General features: G+C 48.7%; 17 protein-coding genes and 1 tRNA gene. 10 read left to right on the top strand and 8 right to left on the bottom strand.

What is annotated here, in order from left to right:
• Nucleotides 1–101: 101 nt before the first annotated feature.
• Nucleotides 102–731 carry an SRPBCC family protein gene (locus C7B65_RS23005; RefSeq protein ID WP_073072352.1) on the bottom strand — a complete coding sequence of 210 codons (630 nt, stop codon included), beginning with the start codon at nucleotides 729–731 and terminating at the stop codon, nucleotides 102–104.
• Between the two features lie 256 nt (nucleotides 732–987).
• On the opposite strand from C7B65_RS23005, the gene C7B65_RS23000 reads away from it, so the two are divergent.
• Complete coding sequence (locus tag C7B65_RS23000) at nucleotides 988–1,731, top strand: SIMPL domain-containing protein (protein ID WP_106254142.1); 744 nt, start codon at nucleotides 988–990, stop codon at nucleotides 1,729–1,731.
• A gap of 53 nt (nucleotides 1,732–1,784) precedes the next feature.
• Here C7B65_RS23000 and C7B65_RS22995 read toward each other — a convergent pair whose 3' ends face one another.
• Nucleotides 1,785–2,153 carry a single-stranded DNA-binding protein gene (locus C7B65_RS22995; RefSeq protein WP_073072360.1) on the bottom strand — a complete coding sequence of 123 codons (369 nt, stop codon included), beginning with the start codon at nucleotides 2,151–2,153 and terminating at the stop codon, nucleotides 1,785–1,787.
• A 575-nt stretch (nucleotides 2,154–2,728) separates the two neighbouring features.
• On the opposite strand from C7B65_RS22995, the gene C7B65_RS22990 reads away from it, so the two are divergent.
• From C7B65_RS22990 to mreD, 3 genes are all read left to right on the top strand, one after another.
• The gene (locus tag C7B65_RS22990; protein WP_073072364.1) at nucleotides 2,729–3,730 is read left to right on the top strand and encodes a rod shape-determining protein; all 1,002 of its coding nucleotides are present in this window, start codon (nucleotides 2,729–2,731) and stop codon (nucleotides 3,728–3,730) included.
• A 116-nt stretch (nucleotides 3,731–3,846) separates the two neighbouring features.
• The gene (gene mreC, locus C7B65_RS22985; RefSeq protein WP_073072366.1) at nucleotides 3,847–4,662 is read left to right on the top strand and encodes a rod shape-determining protein MreC; all 816 of its coding nucleotides are present in this window, start codon (nucleotides 3,847–3,849) and stop codon (nucleotides 4,660–4,662) included.
• Nucleotides 4,659–5,219 carry a rod shape-determining protein MreD gene (gene mreD / locus C7B65_RS22980; protein ID WP_073072368.1) on the top strand — a complete coding sequence of 187 codons (561 nt, stop codon included), beginning with the start codon at nucleotides 4,659–4,661 and terminating at the stop codon, nucleotides 5,217–5,219. Before mreC ends, mreD begins: the two co-directional genes overlap by 4 nt.
• Nucleotides 5,220–5,225: 6 nt before the next feature.
• On the opposite strand, the gene C7B65_RS22975 is transcribed toward mreD, so the two are convergent.
• Nucleotides 5,226–6,290 (bottom strand): D-alanine--D-alanine ligase family protein, encoded by a 1,065-nt coding sequence (locus tag C7B65_RS22975; protein ID WP_073072370.1) that lies wholly within the window; start codon nucleotides 6,288–6,290, stop codon nucleotides 5,226–5,228.
• Between the two features lie 155 nt (nucleotides 6,291–6,445).
• On the opposite strand from C7B65_RS22975, the gene C7B65_RS22970 reads away from it, so the two are divergent.
• The 4 genes from C7B65_RS22970 to C7B65_RS22955 all read left to right on the top strand — a co-directional run bounded on the left by C7B65_RS22970 (nucleotide 6,446) and on the right by C7B65_RS22955 (nucleotide 10,029).
• Nucleotides 6,446–7,651: an NAD(P)/FAD-dependent oxidoreductase gene (locus tag C7B65_RS22970; protein WP_073072371.1), complete on the top strand. Its 1,206-nt coding sequence runs from the start codon at nucleotides 6,446–6,448 to the stop codon at nucleotides 7,649–7,651.
• 52 nt (nucleotides 7,652–7,703) lie between these two features.
• Nucleotides 7,704–8,348 carry an HAD-IA family hydrolase gene (locus C7B65_RS22965; RefSeq protein WP_073072373.1) on the top strand — a complete coding sequence of 215 codons (645 nt, stop codon included), beginning with the start codon at nucleotides 7,704–7,706 and terminating at the stop codon, nucleotides 8,346–8,348.
• A 65-nt stretch (nucleotides 8,349–8,413) separates the two neighbouring features.
• A complete protein-coding gene (locus tag C7B65_RS22960; protein WP_073072375.1) occupies nucleotides 8,414–9,589 on the top strand; it encodes a DNA double-strand break repair nuclease NurA in 1,176 nt (391 codons plus the stop codon).
• A gap of 161 nt (nucleotides 9,590–9,750) precedes the next feature.
• Nucleotides 9,751–10,029 carry an NIL domain-containing protein gene (locus C7B65_RS22955; protein ID WP_073072377.1) on the top strand — a complete coding sequence of 93 codons (279 nt, stop codon included), beginning with the start codon at nucleotides 9,751–9,753 and terminating at the stop codon, nucleotides 10,027–10,029.
• A gap of 85 nt (nucleotides 10,030–10,114) precedes the next feature.
• On the opposite strand, the gene C7B65_RS22950 is transcribed toward C7B65_RS22955, so the two are convergent.
• Nucleotides 10,115–13,522, bottom strand: a complete 3,408-nt coding sequence (locus C7B65_RS22950; protein WP_073072379.1) for a phycobilisome rod-core linker polypeptide — start codon at nucleotides 13,520–13,522, stop codon at nucleotides 10,115–10,117.
• Nucleotides 13,523–13,875: 353 nt separating this feature from the next.
• Between C7B65_RS22950 and C7B65_RS22945 the strand changes: the two genes are divergently transcribed.
• Both C7B65_RS22945 and C7B65_RS22940 read left to right on the top strand, forming a co-directional pair.
• Complete coding sequence (locus C7B65_RS22945) at nucleotides 13,876–14,946, top strand: M4 family metallopeptidase (protein ID WP_073072380.1); 1,071 nt, start codon at nucleotides 13,876–13,878, stop codon at nucleotides 14,944–14,946.
• A gap of 89 nt (nucleotides 14,947–15,035) precedes the next feature.
• On the top strand, nucleotides 15,036–15,335 hold the full coding sequence (locus tag C7B65_RS22940; protein ID WP_073072382.1) for a protealysin inhibitor emfourin: 300 nt from the start codon (nucleotides 15,036–15,038) through the stop codon (nucleotides 15,333–15,335).
• Nucleotides 15,336–15,355: 20 nt separating this feature from the next.
• On the opposite strand, the gene C7B65_RS22935 is transcribed toward C7B65_RS22940, so the two are convergent.
• The 4 genes from C7B65_RS22935 to C7B65_RS22920 all read right to left on the bottom strand — a co-directional run bounded on the left by C7B65_RS22935 (nucleotide 15,356) and on the right by C7B65_RS22920 (nucleotide 17,238).
• Nucleotides 15,356–15,427 (bottom strand) — tRNA-Asn (locus C7B65_RS22935).
• Between the two features lie 64 nt (nucleotides 15,428–15,491).
• Nucleotides 15,492–16,046: an NYN domain-containing protein gene (locus C7B65_RS22930; protein WP_073072383.1), complete on the bottom strand. Its 555-nt coding sequence runs from the start codon at nucleotides 16,044–16,046 to the stop codon at nucleotides 15,492–15,494.
• A 230-nt stretch (nucleotides 16,047–16,276) separates the two neighbouring features.
• Nucleotides 16,277–16,963, bottom strand: a complete 687-nt coding sequence (locus tag C7B65_RS22925; protein ID WP_073072385.1) for an energy-coupling factor ABC transporter ATP-binding protein — start codon at nucleotides 16,961–16,963, stop codon at nucleotides 16,277–16,279.
• 8 nt (nucleotides 16,964–16,971) lie between these two features.
• A complete protein-coding gene (locus C7B65_RS22920; protein ID WP_073072386.1) occupies nucleotides 16,972–17,238 on the bottom strand; it encodes a UPF0367 protein family in 267 nt (88 codons plus the stop codon).
• Between the last annotated feature and the right edge of the window lie 345 nt (nucleotides 17,239–17,583).

Genomic DNA, 17,583 nt, shown 5'->3' with positions numbered 1-17,583 from the left:
GTAAGTCCTACTCTAATGAATTCTTGAATCAAGTGAATTCTTGAATCAAGTCAGCAGAGTTTAGACTACAGTCCAGATTATTTTTATCTGTGCTCAAGAGACTATCGCGATCGTCGCACGACTTCTTGACTGATGGCACTCAGGTTTTTCCCCAAAGAATCTTTGAACAAATTATAAAAAATGTCTTTTGGGGTTCCAGGCTTGGGCTGTGCGTTTACGACATGAGTGATCAGCACCTGATCTGCTTTTGCCCCAGAAAAAGGCGCTACAGGTTCCACAGTCCAATAACCTTGCAGCTTTTGCAAGTCGCCATCCACTTGCTGAAAATCAATCCGAGTCTTAGCCGTCTCTGTAATTGAAGAACGAATGCGCGATCGCACGTTGATCAGAAAGACCTGCCGAGCATCGACTTGCTCAATCACCTTACGGTTGCCGTTTGACTCTAGTACTTTACTAGACACTACATTGGGTAAGAACTTTGAGAGACTGCCATAGTCAGTTAAGACGTTCCAAGCGGCATCTTGAGAACTTTTGACTAATATCTTAGCGACGTAGTTTCCTTTCTCTCCGGTCACTAAGGTTTGACCGCTCCTCAACGCTGTGCGATCGCTGGCTGACAAGCGATCAACTGGGCTGTTAAAGAGCTGAGCAGAACCTGGAACGGCGGATGAGGTCACTGTTACAAGCGTCAAACATCCTGTTAGGAAATATAAAGGTAAACGGGACAACATCAGGAATCTCCTATTCAGGATAGAGGTCAAGTTTGAACTAATATTTTATTACGCTCAGGTTTAATCAAAAATAGCAATGTGCCATTCGGCACGGGTGATTCGTATTAGTCAAAAATAATATCCACTTCTGATAGCGGCGCGTGCTTTTTAAGTTGCAAAAAATGTAACCAACACCACGATCGCGCTTGAACAATGACACAGTAAAAGCATCAACCACAACACTGATGTAAATAGCTCTCAGTGAGGAGTTATCTAAATGATTAAGATGATGAATTCAGCCGGAAATCCTGCTTTTACTTGGAACCGAGTCAAGCTACTTCCGATCGCTTTAGGATTGATGAGTCTATCTCTAGCCAGCCCTGCGTTGGCACAAGAAAAAGTGTTAAGAACGCTTACAGTCACGGGTCGTGGGGTCGAAGAGATTGCGACGACCGTCACTCAAGTGCGATTAGGAGTTGAGGCTCAAGGCAAAACGGCTAACGAGGTTCAGGGGGAGGTTGCGCGGCGCTCAAATGCTGTAGTGACGCTGCTCAAATCTCGCAATGTCGAAAAGCTTGAAACCACTGGCATTAACCTCAACCCGGTCTACAGTTACAACAACAACCGTCAAAAGCTTGAGGGCTATGGCGCGTCAAATACCGTGAGTTTCCGAGTCCCAACTGAGAAGGCAGGCACGTTGTTAGATGATGCAGTCAAAGCAGGAGCCAGTCGAATCGATGGCGTGAGTTTTGTGGCATCTGATGAGGCGATCGCCGCTGCCCAAAAAGTTGCTCTGCGTGAAGCAACTCAGGACGCACAAAGTCAAGCAGACGCAGTTTTTAGTGCCCTCAATTTGACTCGCAAAGAGGTTGTCAGCATCCAGATTAACGGTGCGTCTGCCCCAATTCCTTTGATGGCAGATATGGAGAGGTTTAAGGTAGCCGCCGCTCAAGCCCCAACTCCTGTCATTGGAGGCGAACAGCGGGTCGAGGGATCAGTGACCTTGCAGATCAGCTATTAACAGCACAAGACAAGATCTCCGACTTCTTTGAGCAGTCGGAGATCTATCTTCAATTAAAAGTCATCTGCATATCCTGAAGATTCTGCACTTCCGCCTTCAGAATCACGCTTTGACCCTAAAAGTTGCAGTCGATCGACCAACACCACTGGCGAGGTTCGATCAACTCCCGTGTTTCGATCTTTCCAGCTATCAAACTTTAAGGAGCCTTTTACCCCAATCAAGCTGCCTTTGCGGACGTAGTTAGCCGCGACATCGGCTTGCTTGCCCCACAGTTCTAGATTGAACCAGTCAGGCTGGTCATTATTCTTAGATTGACGATTGACCGCTAGAGTGAGCCGACACTTAACGCTGCCTGACTCAAAATATTTCACGTCTGGGTCACCGCCCACTCGCCCAACCAGGGTTACTACATTAAGACTCATGCTTCTTTGCTCACGCTTTAAGTGTCTTTATCCTAAAGGAAGATTCTCCCTTTAGCCCGGTTAATGTATTGATGATCAATACACTTGTACTTAAGTCTAACTTTAAAATGCTGACGATCGGGTCAACTTTCCAAGGGTCTTTATCAACAGGACTTATGCATTTTGACTAAAACCTCGGAGGTTCAAGCCAATATGGTGGTCACGATGCTTGATTCTTGGTTAAAACCTCCGAGGTTTACGTAAGTCCTAATTAACAATGATTCAGGCAAACAAAATCTTATCTACCTTTTGAATCAGTCCTTATTTGTAATTAAAAGAACATCAAATTTAATCAGTGTTTTACCTCTATGATGAGATCAGTTTGAATCTAAGCTTCTAAGCGATCGCGCTTCCATGAAAAAGACTTTTTATTGATGATTTCATGCAACCTGACTAGACTCAGGATAGAAACTGTAATAAAATCCACATCGATAACTGTTGGTGCTTGATTGCACCTCACTCGATCGTACTCATCGCGTTAATCTGAGGCATAGAAACCAGTGGGTCTTTTCAGTCGCTTCTCCTTATCCCGGGACATGGGTATAGACCTGGGCACCGCCAACACTCTAGTCTACGTGTCAGGTAAAGGCATCGTTTTACAAGAGCCTTCCGTCGTCGCGATGGATCAAAATGAAAGAATTCCCTTGGCGGTCGGCGAAGACGCAAAAAGAATGCTGGGACGAACTCCTGGAAACGTCGTCGCCCTTCGCCCCTTGCGTGATGGCGTAATCGCCGACTTTGACACCGCAGAGTTGATGTTAAAGCACTTCATCACACGGGTGCATGAAGGAAAAACCCTAGTTTCTCCTCGCGTTGTGATTGGCATCCCCAGCGGCGTGACCGGGGTAGAACGTCGCGCCGTCATGGAAGCTGCTTCTCAGGCTGGGGCCCGAGAAGTTTACTTGATTGATGAGCCTGTGGCGGCTGCGATCGGAGCCGGGTTACCCGTCGCCGAACCAACCGGAAACATGATCATCGATATCGGCGGCGGAACCACCGAAGTTGCCGTCCTCAGTTTGCAAGGCACTGTCCTCAGTGAGTCGGTACGAGTTGCCGGAGACGAACTGAGTGAGTCGATCATTCACTACATGAAAAAAGTTCACAACCTGGTGGTTGGCGAACGAACCGCCGAAGAGATTAAGATCTCCATTGGGTCTGCTTACCCTACCCAAGATGATGAAGCGACGATGGAAGTGCGCGGGCTGCACCTGCTGTCGGGACTGCCTAGAACCGTCACAATTAAGGGCCCTGAGATTCGCGAGAGCATGTCAGAGCCTCTGTCTGTGATTGTCGATGCTGTCAAGCGGACTCTAGAGCGCACACCGCCTGAGTTAGCGGCAGATATTATCGATCGCGGCATCATGTTAGCAGGTGGCGGTGCGCTACTCAAAGGCATCGATACGCTGATCAGTCATGAAACAGGAATTGTGGTTCACGTGGCTGCTGACCCGTTAAGCTGTGTCGTTTTAGGAACCGGACGAGTCTTAGAAAACTTCAAGCAGCTAGAGCGTGTCTTTAGCACTCGCCCGTCTCGCTAAACAGGTTTTTCGCAGTTTATTTCCTGATATTAAGAAATAAATTGCGAAAAGTGATTCTAATGCTGGAACCGAGCCGTATACTTTTGTGAAGTTGTCCAGCCAACATACGAGGTTGAATGTACGCACTGCAACGCTGGTGGGAACGCTACGGAATTCAGTCTGTCTTGGTCGGTGTGGCACTAGGGACGGCTCTCTTTGTTCGCCAGACTCAGGGAGGTGTGCTCCTAGAAACTTACCAGTTGCTCACGCGTCCATTTCACGGCAAACCGACTCAACAAGACCGATTAATAAATGCTCAAACGCAAGAACTTCAGCAGCGTTTAATTGAGCTAGAGAGTCGTAATCAACGTCTGGAAGAACTCCTGGGATTCGTTTCAGCTAAAAAGGTTAAAGGAGTCACAGCTCCAGTGATTGGTCGCAGCGCTGATCACTGGTGGCAACAGGTGATTTTGGGACGAGGCAGTCAGGATGGCATTCGCGTCGGGTCAATCGTGCTCAGTCCTGGTGGGTTAGTGGGTCGTGTCAGCAGTGTTACGTCTGATGCAAGCCAAGTGCTTTTGTTGAGTGATCCTAGTAGTCGGGTGGGCGTGACGATTAGCCGCAGTCGCTATATGGGATTTATGCGGGGCAAGTCAGCCAACCGAGCCGTTATGGAGTTTTTTGAGAAAGTCCCGGATGTGCGTCGGGGCGATGTGGTGTCTACGTCGCCGTTTAGCCAATTGTTTCCGGCAGGCATTCCGATCGGGCGCATTGAGTCAGTTGATCTCAACAAAAGTCCGGCACCTGAAGCCATAATCGAGTTATCTGCTCCGATTAACTATTTAGAGTGGGCAACGGTTTATCCCAATTCTGCTAATTTGGGCGACCCTCAACTGACTGCCCCTTCTGCCCCGATTCCTGCTTCAGCGCCTTCTCCAGAAGCAACCCCATGAAGACTTCGGCTTTGGATGATTTGTTCGATCGTCACCCTATTTCGCGCCCTTTCGTGAGCTGGGGCGTGACTGTGATCTCGGTGCTTTTATGTCTGATGGTTTTGCCAACGCGCTTACCTGGCATGGAATTAGCGGGCATTGGCCCAAACTGGCTATTGATTTGGGTGGTTGCCTGGAGCGTTAAGCGGACGATGTTTCAAGGTGCGATGGCAGGGTTGATTTTGGGTTTGTTGCAGGATGGGATGACCTCTCCGTTTCCGACTCATGCAGTTAGTTTGGTGCTGGTTGGGGTTTTGACGGCTCGACTGCAAAAGCAGCGCTACATTGAAGAAGACTTTATCTCAGTGGCGCTGATTGTGTTTGGGATGGCGGTGTTAGCCGAGACGGTGACGGCAATCCAATTCAGCCTGCAAGGGGGGCGATCGCTAGTCGAAATCTGGACTTATCACCAGTTTATTGCTCTCAGTTCTGCAATTCTCAGCAGTTTGTGGGCACCGATCGTTTACTTTCCGCTCAATCGCTGGTGGGAGCGCATGGGACTCGTAGACTCGGTGTAGGTAGGACTACTCAGGCGGTTTATCGTGTCGCTCTAACGCAAATTGGATGAGTTGATCCACGAGGTTTGAGAAGGGAATGCCACTGGCTGCCCAGAGTTGCGGATACATACTGGTGGCGGTGAATCCTGGAAAGGTATTGATTTCATTGATGAAGATTTCTCCCGTCGATTCAACGTAGAAGAAATCGATGCGTCCGATCCCGGCACCATCGATCGCCACAAAGGCCCGAATCGCCATCTCCTGGATTTGAGTCGTAACTGCCTCTGGTAGCTTTGCCGGAATTTCCAGTCCTGCTTGCCCTGCGGTGTATTTGGTGTCGTAATCGTAAAAGTCGCTTTCAAAGGTGATTTCACCAATCACTGAAGCTTTAGGGTTGTCATTGCCTAAAACAGCGCATTCAATTTCTCTCGCGACTACTCCGGCTTCGACAATGATGCGACGATCGTAACTGGCTGCATTATCCAACGCGGCTTCTAATTGGGCACGGTTTCGCACTTTAGAAATTCCGACAGATGATCCTAAATTCGCGGGTTTAACAAAGCAGGGATATCCCAACTCCGATTCGATGTGATCTCCAAGCTTGGGGAAGACGCAGGGATTTGAGTAGACTTGCGATCGTGTGACTGCCAAATATTTCACCTGCGGCAAACCCGCCTGAGCATAAGCCGTTTTCATTGCAATCTTATCCATACCGACTGCCGATGCCAGCACGCCTGAACCCACAAATGGCACCTGCATCAGCTTGAAAAGCCCTTGCACCGTCCCGTCTTCACCGTTGGGCCCGTGCAAAATCGGAAACCATACCTCAACTTCGGCGGCTTGGAGCGGAAACTGCCAGCGCGTTTGATTGGGGTTTATAGTCGCGATCGCCGTTCCTGACTCTAAAACCTGTTGAGCAAGGTCGCCCGCTTGCCAATAGCCATCTTTTTGGATGTAGAACGGCAACACGTCATATTTATCAGCATTAAAGTCAGTTTTGAGCGCTTGCGCGATCGCCCTTGCCGAAGAAATCGACACCTCATGCTCTCCTGAACATCCGCCAAACAACAGCCCGACTTTTAATTTGGTCATGAGGTTTTTCCCGCGATGAAACACCGATTTTAGATTTAAGCTATTTTGCCTCTAATCGGCTGTTTGCGAAAGTCAAAAACCTCTTTCATTTCGCCTATGCTGATTTCTGCTCACTTCCTTACAATGAGGAAAGAGTCCCTCTGCTGCATTGCCTTATGCCTCAACAACCTGCCCGTATTTGTATCCTTGGTGGCGGCTTTGGTGGTCTTTATACCGCGTTGCGATTGAGCCAACTGCCCTGGACGAAGGCAGAAAAACCAGAAATCGTGCTGGTCGATCAACGCGATCGTTTCGTCTTTGCGCCGTTGCTTTATGAGTTAGTCACGGGCGAGCTGCAAAGCTGGGAAGTTGCGCCGCCCTATGCAGAGTTGCTCGAAAACACAGGAATTCGCTTCTGTCAAAAAGAAGTTGCCAATATCGATATTGGGTCTAAGCAGGTACAGCTTCAAGACGGTGAAGCCTTGACCTACGATCGGCTTGTCTTAGCAATGGGTGGAGAAACTCCGCTCGATTTAGTGCCCGGAGCGGCAGACTATGCCTTGCCTTTTCGGACGATCGGTGATGCGTATCGACTCGAAGAACAACTGCGGCAGTTAGAAGCATCAGACCGCGACAAAATTAGGATTGCGATCGTAGGTGCAGGCTATAGCGGGGTTGAATTAGCGTGTAAGTTGGCAGATCGGTTGGGCGATCGAGTGCGACTGCGATTGGTTGAGCAGACTGACCAAATTCTGCGTTCTTCCCCTGCACCTAATCGCGAAGCGGCTGACAAAGCGCTGCAATCGCGGAGCGTTTGGTTAGATTTAGAGACGACCGTAGACGCGATCGCCGCAGACACGATTTCTTTGAGCTACAAAGGCTCGACTGACACGATTCCGGTTGATTTAGTGCTCTGGACAGTTGGCACTCGCATTAATGAGGTGGTGAAAAACCTACCGCTCAAGCAAAACCAACGCGGGCAGTTGTTGACAACACCAACTCTGCAAGTGATTGACTCTCCGGAAGTGTTTGCGTTAGGAGATTTAGCAGACTGCAAAGATGCCGACGGTCAGCAGGTTCCTCCGACGGCTCAAGCGGCATTTCAACAATCTGATTATGTCGGTTGGAATGTTTGGGCATCGCTGACAAATCGCCCGCTCTTGCCGTTCCGCTATCAATATCTGGGCGAGATGATGACGCTGGGTGAAAACAACGCAACCTTGACGGGAATGGGCATTCAACTAGACGGGACGGTTGCCCATATCATCCGGCGACTCGCTTACTTAAATCGGATGCCCACCCTAAAACATCAGATTCGAGTTGGGCTAAATTGGGTGACAAAGCCGATCGCGGATGCCCTGGCAGGCAGTCACGATCGTTGACATTTCAATTTAAGTTCTCCTGCATTCATCACCCTGACATGCAAAATTTTTTATGAATCGTCCCCAACTAATTTTTTTCGATGCCGTTGGGACGTTGTTTGGTGTGCGTGGTAGCGTTGGCGAAGTCTATGGTGAAATTGCTCGTCGTCATGGCGTTTATGTTTCGATCGCTGCATTAAATAAAGCATTCTATCAATGCTTCAAAGCAGCAAGTTCTCCGGCATTTCCAGGACATTCTTTAAGTGAAATTCCAAATTTAGAGTTTCATTGGTGGAACGCGATCGTTGAGCAAACCTTTGCCCAACTTGGCGTACTGCATGAGTTTTCTGATTTCTCCGCATTTTTTGCAGAACTCTATAATCATTTTGCCACGGCAGAACCCTGGGTTCTATATGCGGATGTGCTACCAACCTTAAAGGGATTGCGCGATCGTCACATCACAATGGGCATTTTATCTAATTTTGATTCTCGTCTCTACGCGGTTCTCAAGGCGTTGGATTTAACGGATTTCTTCAGTTCTGTAACTCTCTCGACCGAAGTCGGAGCCGCAAAACCAAACCCGCAAATTTTCGCCCACGCGATCGCCAAACACAATCATCCGATTGAACAAATCTGGCACGTTGGCGACAGTTTTGAAGAAGACTTTGAAGCTGCCCAAACCGCAGGATTAAGAGCAATCTGGCTCGATCGCCGATAGATACTGAAGAGGATTGGACATTCCGGTCTAATATAGTACCCAAGTACCAAAAACACCTTTTCATTATGCCGATTAAGCCGTCTCAAATTTTGAGTTTGCTGCAAGAAAAGCGCGATGATTTCATGAGCTATGATAAAACCGCTTTGCAAGAGCTTCAGCAATATAGAGCGGCGTTGGCGAAGATGTCACAGCAGTCATCAGCGGTTCTGCTTGAGATGCTGAAAGGCATGAAAGACTGTGGAGCCTTGCCTCTAGAGCCGTTGGGCAAATATTCTGATTGGATCATTCCATCTCAGCTAACCTGGCCAAGTCGAGAACAGAGTTTGGAATGGGTGCGCGATCATCTCACCGGAATTTCAACATTTGCGGTCGATGGCTCTCAGATTTATCCCAGCAAAGATATTTCGGTGCCCATTGCACTAGTGCAAATCGGTTGGTACGAAAACTTTCATTTGCCGTCTGGTGTTTACGAGAAAGACATTGATTTAGATGTGATGACTCCCAATGATCTGCGCGTCGGACGGGGGGATATCGCCGATCGTAAAGTTAATCTCCGCCGTTTTGAGATGGAGACAGATCGCCTGATTCAATATATGGAAGAGCGATCGGGCTGTGAAACGTGTCTCGCCTTTTTTGATGGCTCGTTGGTGGTCACATTTGCAGAAGCATTCGACGAAGAGACGCGCAACTTCTACGTCAAATGTATGTGCAAACTTCTTCAAGCAAGTGAGCATTATCAAGTACCTTTGGTGGGTTATATTGACACATCTACGGCTCACGATTTAACTGAAATGCTGCGTCGTCTGGGCAATCTGCCTGAGACAAAATCGATTCACGATGCCCAGCTCCTCAACCGCACCCAAAATCATTGGATGGAATGGGGCGATCGTACCCCTCTATTTCTCTGTCAGCGATCTGGAATCTTGGATCACTATGGCGATCAGGGCGACAAAATCGCATTCGCTTATCTCAAGACGAATAAAGATAGTTATCCGGTGCGGTTAGAGATGCCAGTCTGGGTTTATGAAGCAGGCTGGCACGATCGCATCATTGATTGGGTACGGGCTGAGGTCGTGATTGGAAGTGGCTATCCCTATGTGATCGAAACGGCGGATCAAGTTGCCGTGTTGAAGAATGACGATCGCCAAGTTTTTTACCGATTGCTGCAAGATTGGGCAGACCAGGAAGACTTAAAGCTACGTCTATCGCGCAAGATGGTTAGTAAAGTTCGTCGGCGATAGGCATGGTATTCATCGTAAGGGGCGCGACATTTATTGGGTAGTAGGGGCACGGCATGCCGTGCCCCTACTTGCGTTTTTCCAGGTTTCTCGCTAGAATCTTGCTTAACTAAATACGATATTCCGACTGACAAGCTGTAGATTAAAAGAGGCAAAAGATAACGATGCAAGCATTCATAAACGAAGATACACGATCGACTCAAAAGCGCATTCGCATCCGCATTCCCAAGCACTATCATCAAGAACCCGTCATTTCTCGCCTCATCTCTGACTATTCGCTCACGGTGAATATCACAGCCGCTATTCTGGGTGCAAACGCTAATGGCGACGGTTGGTTTGACCTCAATCTCCAAGGAAGTCAAGCTCAAATAGAGAATGCGCTCACCTATCTTGCTGAGTTAGATTTAGAAGTCTGGAACGAGTCTGAAACCGATGGTTGGTGAAGGGATTTAGAGTCTGATGTTCAAACAAAAAGGTCTCGATCGGGATGACCACGATCGAGACCTTTTTAATTAATCGTCTAATTCACTAGCTCAACCGACCCGTCAGAGAAGATGGAGACAGATCAGACCAGGATTGCTTCACTAGGTCAGCATCCGCCTGAACGCTACCGAGATAGTTACCCGCAGGCAGCGATGGGAAGCGCTTATAAGGCACCACATCTTCGCCAAAGAAACGAGCATATTCAGCGCTATCCACCATTGCTTCAACCGCCGCCTTCAGACCATTATCCGCCAACAGCTTGTTATATTGGCGAATCTCAGCCTGAGTTGCCGGAGCGCGACCCAATAAGTGACGGAACAAGAACTCAATCACCTTGGTGTTGGGATAAGGCGTGTAGAAGCGACGACGATAGATCTCCGAGCTTGCCAGCGTCTTGACGAACTCGCGAACCGAGATTTCACCGTTGCGAAGCTTACTCTCTAAGTCCGATCGTCGGAATTGGCTAGGAGTCTGACCGCTAAACACGTCCATCACCTGAACGTAGATTGCATTCAGCACCAACTCAGTTTCACCTTGACCCATGCCAGGGTTCATGCGGAAGATCCGAGCAGGTTTGCGGCGAGTCGTGCCAACGCCCACTTCGACCGATTGACCGCCTCCATTTGAGAACGATCGACCCAGTTCGATGAATAGAGGCCGGCTCTTATCCATCTGAAGCGCTTCGGCAGCTTGATCAGCGATCGCTTTGCCCGTCAACGGCAGTTTGCTGGCATCCATTCGCGGCTTCACGGTTGTGAAGCTAGGATTCTCTACTTTGCTGTCCTGTTTGGTCAGCTTGTTATAGAGCGTTTGGCTATTGGGGAAGTTTGCCGCTGGGAGGGTTAAGAATCGGTTGTAAGGAACCGTGTCTTCACCAAACGCCTGAGCATATTCCATGCTGTTGACCATCGCCCCAACGAAAGCCTTAATCCCTTGGGTTGCCAAAATCTGGTTATATTTGCGGATTTCAGCTTGGTCTAGCGGGGCGCGCCCTAAGAAGTGCTTGGTGCCTAACTCAATCACTTTCGTGTTGGGGTAGGGTGCGTAGAACTCCTTGAGGTAAAGACTCGAAATGCCTAAGCCTTCGATGAACTCTTTGAGGTTGATTTCGCCGTTGCCAAGTTTGCTCTCCAATTCGGTGAACTCGTTTTTGACCACGTAAGGAGCGATATCGCGCTCAAAGATTTGGCGGTAAGCAGCGCCTGCAATCACTTTGAGGTTCGATTTGTCTGACAAATTCGTGAGTTTGAAGACCTTGGTTTGTTCGCGCTTCTTGCTAACGCCTTGATTGACGCGGAACTGAACATCGGGTTCTGTCCGTATGCCTTCAACGGCACCCAGTTCGACAAAGCGAGGAGTTTCTTCGAGAATGACTTTGGGCATTCCTTTATCGGCGATCGAACCCACGCGGCTTGTCCGCAGTGAAAGACCTGCTGGGGTTAGATAGCGCTCATAAGGAACGGTGTCTTCACCAAAGGTTTCACTATATTCAACGGTGTCTAAAATCGCATCGATGACGGCATAAAAGCCTTTCTTAGCCGCGAGATCGAAGTATTTGTTGGTTTCTTGACGACCGTAAGTCGGGCGACCCAACAGACGACGGTGAATATACTCGATCGACTTCATGACATACAGCGAAGTCCAATACAGTGAGCGGAACAGGTTTGACTTAGCAAGGCGACGCACAAACTCCCGAATCGTGATTTCACCATTCTCTAGCTTGATTTCGTCAAACTTCAGGCGTTGACCGTCATAGACAGCCCGCCCAAAGACTTGTAAGTAGGCAGCCCGAATCACGGCTTGCGTGGAGCTTTCTGAAAACTTGACGCTCACGCCTTTGTTGTTGACAGAGCGCTTGCCATAAGTGTTAGAGAACCCTGGCAACTGATCGAGCTTGAAGATTTTGGGTCCGAGTGTGCCAGGGGCGATGCCTCTTGCACCAGGGTTGCTGAGTTGGTTGTTGATGCCTGCGCCACGATTGATCAAAATCCGGCGGGTGTTTTTGCCGAAAGGCGCGGGACTGCTGCTAGGGTTGCGCGTTTCTTTCGGAAAGATGGCACCGAATTGGATCTCTAACGGGTCGTTGCCAGAACCGTAAACGTGTTGGTCAGGTAGCGGCTGATCGTAGGCAGCAAACGTCGTGAGGAACTGAGGAATCTTGCGGAAGGGTGCGCTGTAGTTGAACAGATCTTGTTGCGGACCCCAGTTGCGACATTCTTGCGCTTCTTGACCTAGACCCCGTAGATAAGGAACGGTTTCTTCCCCGAAGTAATCGGAATACTCATCTGAATCAACCAGAGCATCCACTAGGGCAGCTAGACCGCCGCTAGAGACGATCGAGAAGTATTTCTGCACTTCTTCTCGGCTGCTCGGCCCGCGACCCAAAATGTGACGGAATGCCAACTCTAGAGCGCGGCTGTTAATGTAGGGGTCGAAGAAATTTTTGCGGTAGAGCGGAGACTTCGCCAAGCGACGAATAAACTCCTTCATGGAGATTTCGCCGTTTTTGACTTTAGACTCTAAATCAGAAACAGACAGCGAGTAAGCACGGGTGATATCGCGCTCAAACACTTGACGATAGGCGGCTTTGACAATCTCATTCTTCTCAGAAGAAGATAGCCCTGGCTTCATCGCATATTTGGGGCGACGCTCAGAGGCATTGAAATAAATCTGAGGAAGCTGCAAACCTTGCAGATCATTAGAGGGACGCTGACGCACCTTGGCTGAAGGAGTCGGAGCTTTAAACTCTGTAATCAGGACATCGAAGTATTGAGACACAATCTCGATCGCTTCGGCATCGTTGCGAAAGTAGTTAGAGGCAGCGGTCTTCATCTCTAGCAATGCCACGATCGTGGCTTCACCCGAACAGGCGTTCTCGATGATTTCGCGCAAACCCCGGACGTTGACCGAGATGATGTTGGGATCGCCTGCCACGATCGCGTAGGTGACATATCGCAAGAACCAACTCAAGTCCCGCAGCGATTTCGCCATGTTGCCCGGACCGTAACGGGCAACGTTAATAGGTCGGAAATTTGCAGGAATTGGATTGTTTCCGGGAGTCAAGAAGAAGGCGCGAACTCCATCTAGGAAACCGCCATTGCCACCACTGGCATAGGTTGCCGTGCCCAGTTTCATGGCTTCTGGGGTATCTACCGTGGTGCCAGCCATGCTCATGACAGGCGCTTCCGCAGGCTTTTCTAAGAACGCCATTGGCGAACCGCCTACAAAAATGCGATTTGCCGCACGGGACACAATTAGCTCTGAGTTGCGGGTTAATAACTCAGCAATTTCTAGGCGTTTGGCACCCGAACTGAAATAGCGAGCCAACTCGTCTAGCTCACCCCGACCGGGAAACCGATCTTGCTGTTCAGCTTGCGAAATAGTCGCAACAGGGACTGTTTGGTATAGTTGCGGGCGTGCAACCGAGCTTCCACCACTTGCCTTAACACTCATTGGATTTCTAAAGCTCCCATTTACGGATCGTTACTGTGTTAAATCTGACCAGAGTGTCACCTGTCACCGTCAATCAGCCTCGTTACTTCTAGAACATAGATTCTAGTGAAGTAATGAACCACATGAATACAACGCTATCCAGGGTCAACTACGCTTAACTTTTAGATTAAAACGTTTCGGGTTCAAACATCGAATTATTAAAAAGTGTGTAGAACCAATTTGTCAGGTCTGTTAAACATAATAAAAGTAAGAGGGAAATTATCTGAGAACAAATAGAAGTTTTGTAACAAAACATCAGAATTCAGGGTCAGAAGTCAGTCTCTCATTTCTAAAACTAGGAGCGATTTAAAGCCATGAGAAAGATAACCAAACGGCTATTAGGCAAGCATCAAGGGTTTCATGTCTGTCCAATCTGCTGCATTTTGCCGCCGTATATGACCGATCACATTATTCTTAGCGGCAATCAAACTCAGCGGGAGTGGGCATTAGAAACGCTGCGATCGTCCGAGCAATTTCGAGGACGACGGGAGGCGATCGGCAGCACTCGGTTTATGTCCCCTGCTGGAACAAAGCGCCGCACGATTTTCGATGCCAAAAATGGAACCGATTTGCCAGGAACCCTAGTGCGCGGGGAGGGCGACCCACCCACTGGCAATATTGCGGCTGACGAAGCCTATGACGGGTCAGGAGCGACCTACGATTTTTATTACGAAGTGTTTCAACGCAACTCGATCGATGGGTTTGGGATGCGGCTCGATTCGACCGTTCACTTCGATCGTAATTATGACAACGCCTTTTGGAACGGCAGTCAGATGGTTTACGGCGATGGAGATGGTGAGATCTTCGATCGCTTCACTAAATCAATCGACGTAATCGGGCATGAGTTGACTCATGGAGTGACTCAAAGCGAAGCCGCGCTGATCTATAGAGGACAACCTGGCGCACTCAATGAATCTTTCTCTGATGTTTTTGGTTCGTTGATCAAGCAAAAAACGCTGAACCAAACCGCCGAGCAAGCAGACTGGCTAATTGGGCAAGGGCTGTTTACTTCTAAGATCAGTGGGGTCGCTCTACGATCGATGAAAGCCCCCGGAACTGCGTATGACGATCGCGTTTTGGGCAAAGATCCTCAGCCTGCGGTTCTCAAAAATTTATATACTGGCACTGCGGATAATGGAGGGGTTCACATCAATTCGGGCATTCCAAATCGAGCTTTTTATCTAGCAGCGATCGAAATTGGAGGCTACGCTTGGGAGAAAGCTGGAAAAATCTGGTATGTGGCATTAACCGAACGTCTGAGCCGCAGAGCAACGTTCAAAACGGCTGCTAACGCTACGACGACGATCGCAGCAGAACTCTACGGCAAAAACGGCAAAGAACACGTTGCCTTACAAAATGCTTGGAAAACGGTTGGAGTCATCTAGAGGGTAAAGGGTGGATGAAGCGCAAAAAGTTCTGAGTTCACCCTCTTCCTGCCTTTAGCGATCCATTCACCTTTCACCCTTTAACCTCTATGAAAGTCACTTTTGAGCGTAGCGGCGGTTTTGCCGGAATCGTCATGACTACAACAGTTGACACAGAGACATTGCCGACGGCTGAAGGTGGGCATCTTCGTCGACTAATGCAGGCAACAGACTTTTTTCATCTACCTGCCACGATCTCATCGCCTAATTCTCAGCCCGATCGCTTTCAATACAAAGTCACTGCTGAAGATAATGGTCAACATCACACCGTCCAAGTCAGCGAGTCGGCAGTACCCAATCAGTTGCGACCTCTCTTAAATTGGCTTACAGAGATGGCTCGAAGTCAATAAGAGATTATTTACTTTTAAAACTCCCCAGGCAAGATTCGAACTTGCGACCAATCGATTAACAGTCGATCGCTCTACCACTGAGCTACTGAGGAACGTTGCTCGTTGCGAATCTCATAATAGCGATAAACGCGATCTTTTGACAAGCTTTTTGCAAACTTATTTCTGATCTTCGCCAAATCGCAGACGGGCTAACCGTTCTTGGGCGATCGGGTCGAGAGAATTAAACAAAAACCGACCAGACGATTTTTTAACGTCTTTCTGTTTACGCTGAACTCGACGGGTCGCAAAATCGACATCATTGGCTAATTGTTGGGCTGACATCCATTCTGCCCCATAGCCTATCACTGTAAGTTGCTGCGCTCGATCGGAGGTTGCCACAATCAACCGTTGATGAAATTTGCGAATGTCGTGTCGAAAGTCAGCGCACGATCGCTCTATATAAGTGTCTGCGGTCTGCCCAAAATCAGTGTAGTGAACCAATAGATTAGGCGTGACCACTTCGCGATTAGCGAGACTGTCGCGATATTGAGCGTCAAAGACAACCTGAGTGTCAAACCCCTGAAAGGCACTGTAGCCTGTGAGTGCTGCAATCAATTGGCGACGCGCTTCTTCAAGCCCTTCGCAGTCACGCACCTGTTTTAAGTCATGCCAAGCTCCGACTATATTGTAGCCGTCCACCAATAACACAGCTTGTGGCACGGAAGGGGGCATGGGCTTGGAGTGGATAGGATAGACGGACGCTGACCGTGGCTTCTCACTCCTTAATATTGGCATCTCCGATCGAGGTTTGTATACAAAAATTTGCACAAAAGTTGGGGATGAACCAAAAAATTCATCCTCGTAGTCGCGCAAGTCAGCGATCGATTAATTTAGCCGAACGTCGTAAGCCCCGCGCTGTATTGCTTGCAATCAGCGTCGGGTAGGCGATGACGGAGGATATGTCACTCAGTCGGTTCTTCAGTCTGCATCAAACGTTGTCGCAATCGCTTAGGGTCTCCCTGGTCAACGACTCGCCCTTTTTCTAGCAGAAAAGCACCATCACAATAATCCAACTCATCCAATCGGTGAGTCACCCACAGAGCAGTCATACCCCGGTCTTTCACTAGTTTTTTAACTTGAGCTACTAGTTCTAATTGACTGTCGGGGTCGAGCAAGGCAGTCGGTTCGTCTAAGAGCAAAATCTCGCAGTGACGGGCGACGGCTCCGGCGATCGCGACTCGCTGCTTCTGTCCTCCACTGAGGGCATAAATCGGTCGTCGTTGCAGCGCTAATAAATTGACGGCTGCCAGAGACTCTTCTACTCGCTGGCGCACTTCTAAAATCGACAGCTTTTCTTGAACTAACCCAAACGCAACATCTGCGCCCACCGTTGGCATTACAAGCTGATGATCAGGGTTTTGAAACACAAAACCTATAGGCGACGAAATCTCTATGTCTCCTGAGTCAGGTGTTAACAGCCCTGCTAGTAGCCTTAATAAAGTAGATTTACCGCTGCCGTTCGTGCCTAAAAGCATCCAAAACTCTCCTATAGGCACTTCTAAAGAGCAGGCCTTTAAAACGCTTCTATCTTCAGACCAGCTAAAGCAGAGATCTTGAATACGAATGGCAGCAGTAGATCCAGAAGTCATGGAGACCCTTACTCAGCCATTGAGAAGAAACCAGGCGCTCTGCCAGACGCAGATGCACTAGATTTCTCATAAATCTGCACCGCAGCAATGCCATCGCTAAGCAGGGCAAGTTTTTTATCGGTTTGACGATCGCAGGTCAGCTCTAAAACTTGGCTACCGCCAGCACGCATTGCTTCTGTGATCTCTTTATAAGTCGTTTCCGCATCTTCTGCGGTCTTGCGCTGCACCGAAAGGGGAACAGGAGTAGTCTTCAACGTCAATTCGATAATGAACATAAGAGAGTGCTTTACGGATAACCAAGATCTAGTATCGCAAATATCTACTCCGATCGGGTGTTCATCCTTCTCTCATTAAGAAGTGTGAAGAAATTTTAAGCTTTATAGACGAGAGGCTAGAACTTTTGGAGAACATACCCCTATAATTGGTGAGATAAGTGAAGAAAAGTAAATTCTTCTCACACCAGAGTCAAGCCGGCCAAAGCGACTCTTGACAATGGGCTGAGTACTTTGTCTCTCGTTCTCATAATCTTTGGAGATTTGCGTCATGACCATTGCAGTTGGGCGCGCGCAACCAACCCGAGGCGTATTCGACGCTCTCGATGACTGGTTGAAACGCGATCG

This window comes from Phormidesmis priestleyi ULC007 (assembly GCF_003003695.1).
In the GTDB taxonomy this organism is placed as follows: domain Bacteria; phylum Cyanobacteriota; class Cyanobacteriia; order Leptolyngbyales; family Leptolyngbyaceae; genus Phormidesmis_A; species Phormidesmis_A priestleyi_A.
The sequence above is the reverse complement of the archived record's forward strand: the minus strand, read 5'-3'. Positions and strand labels throughout refer to the sequence as shown.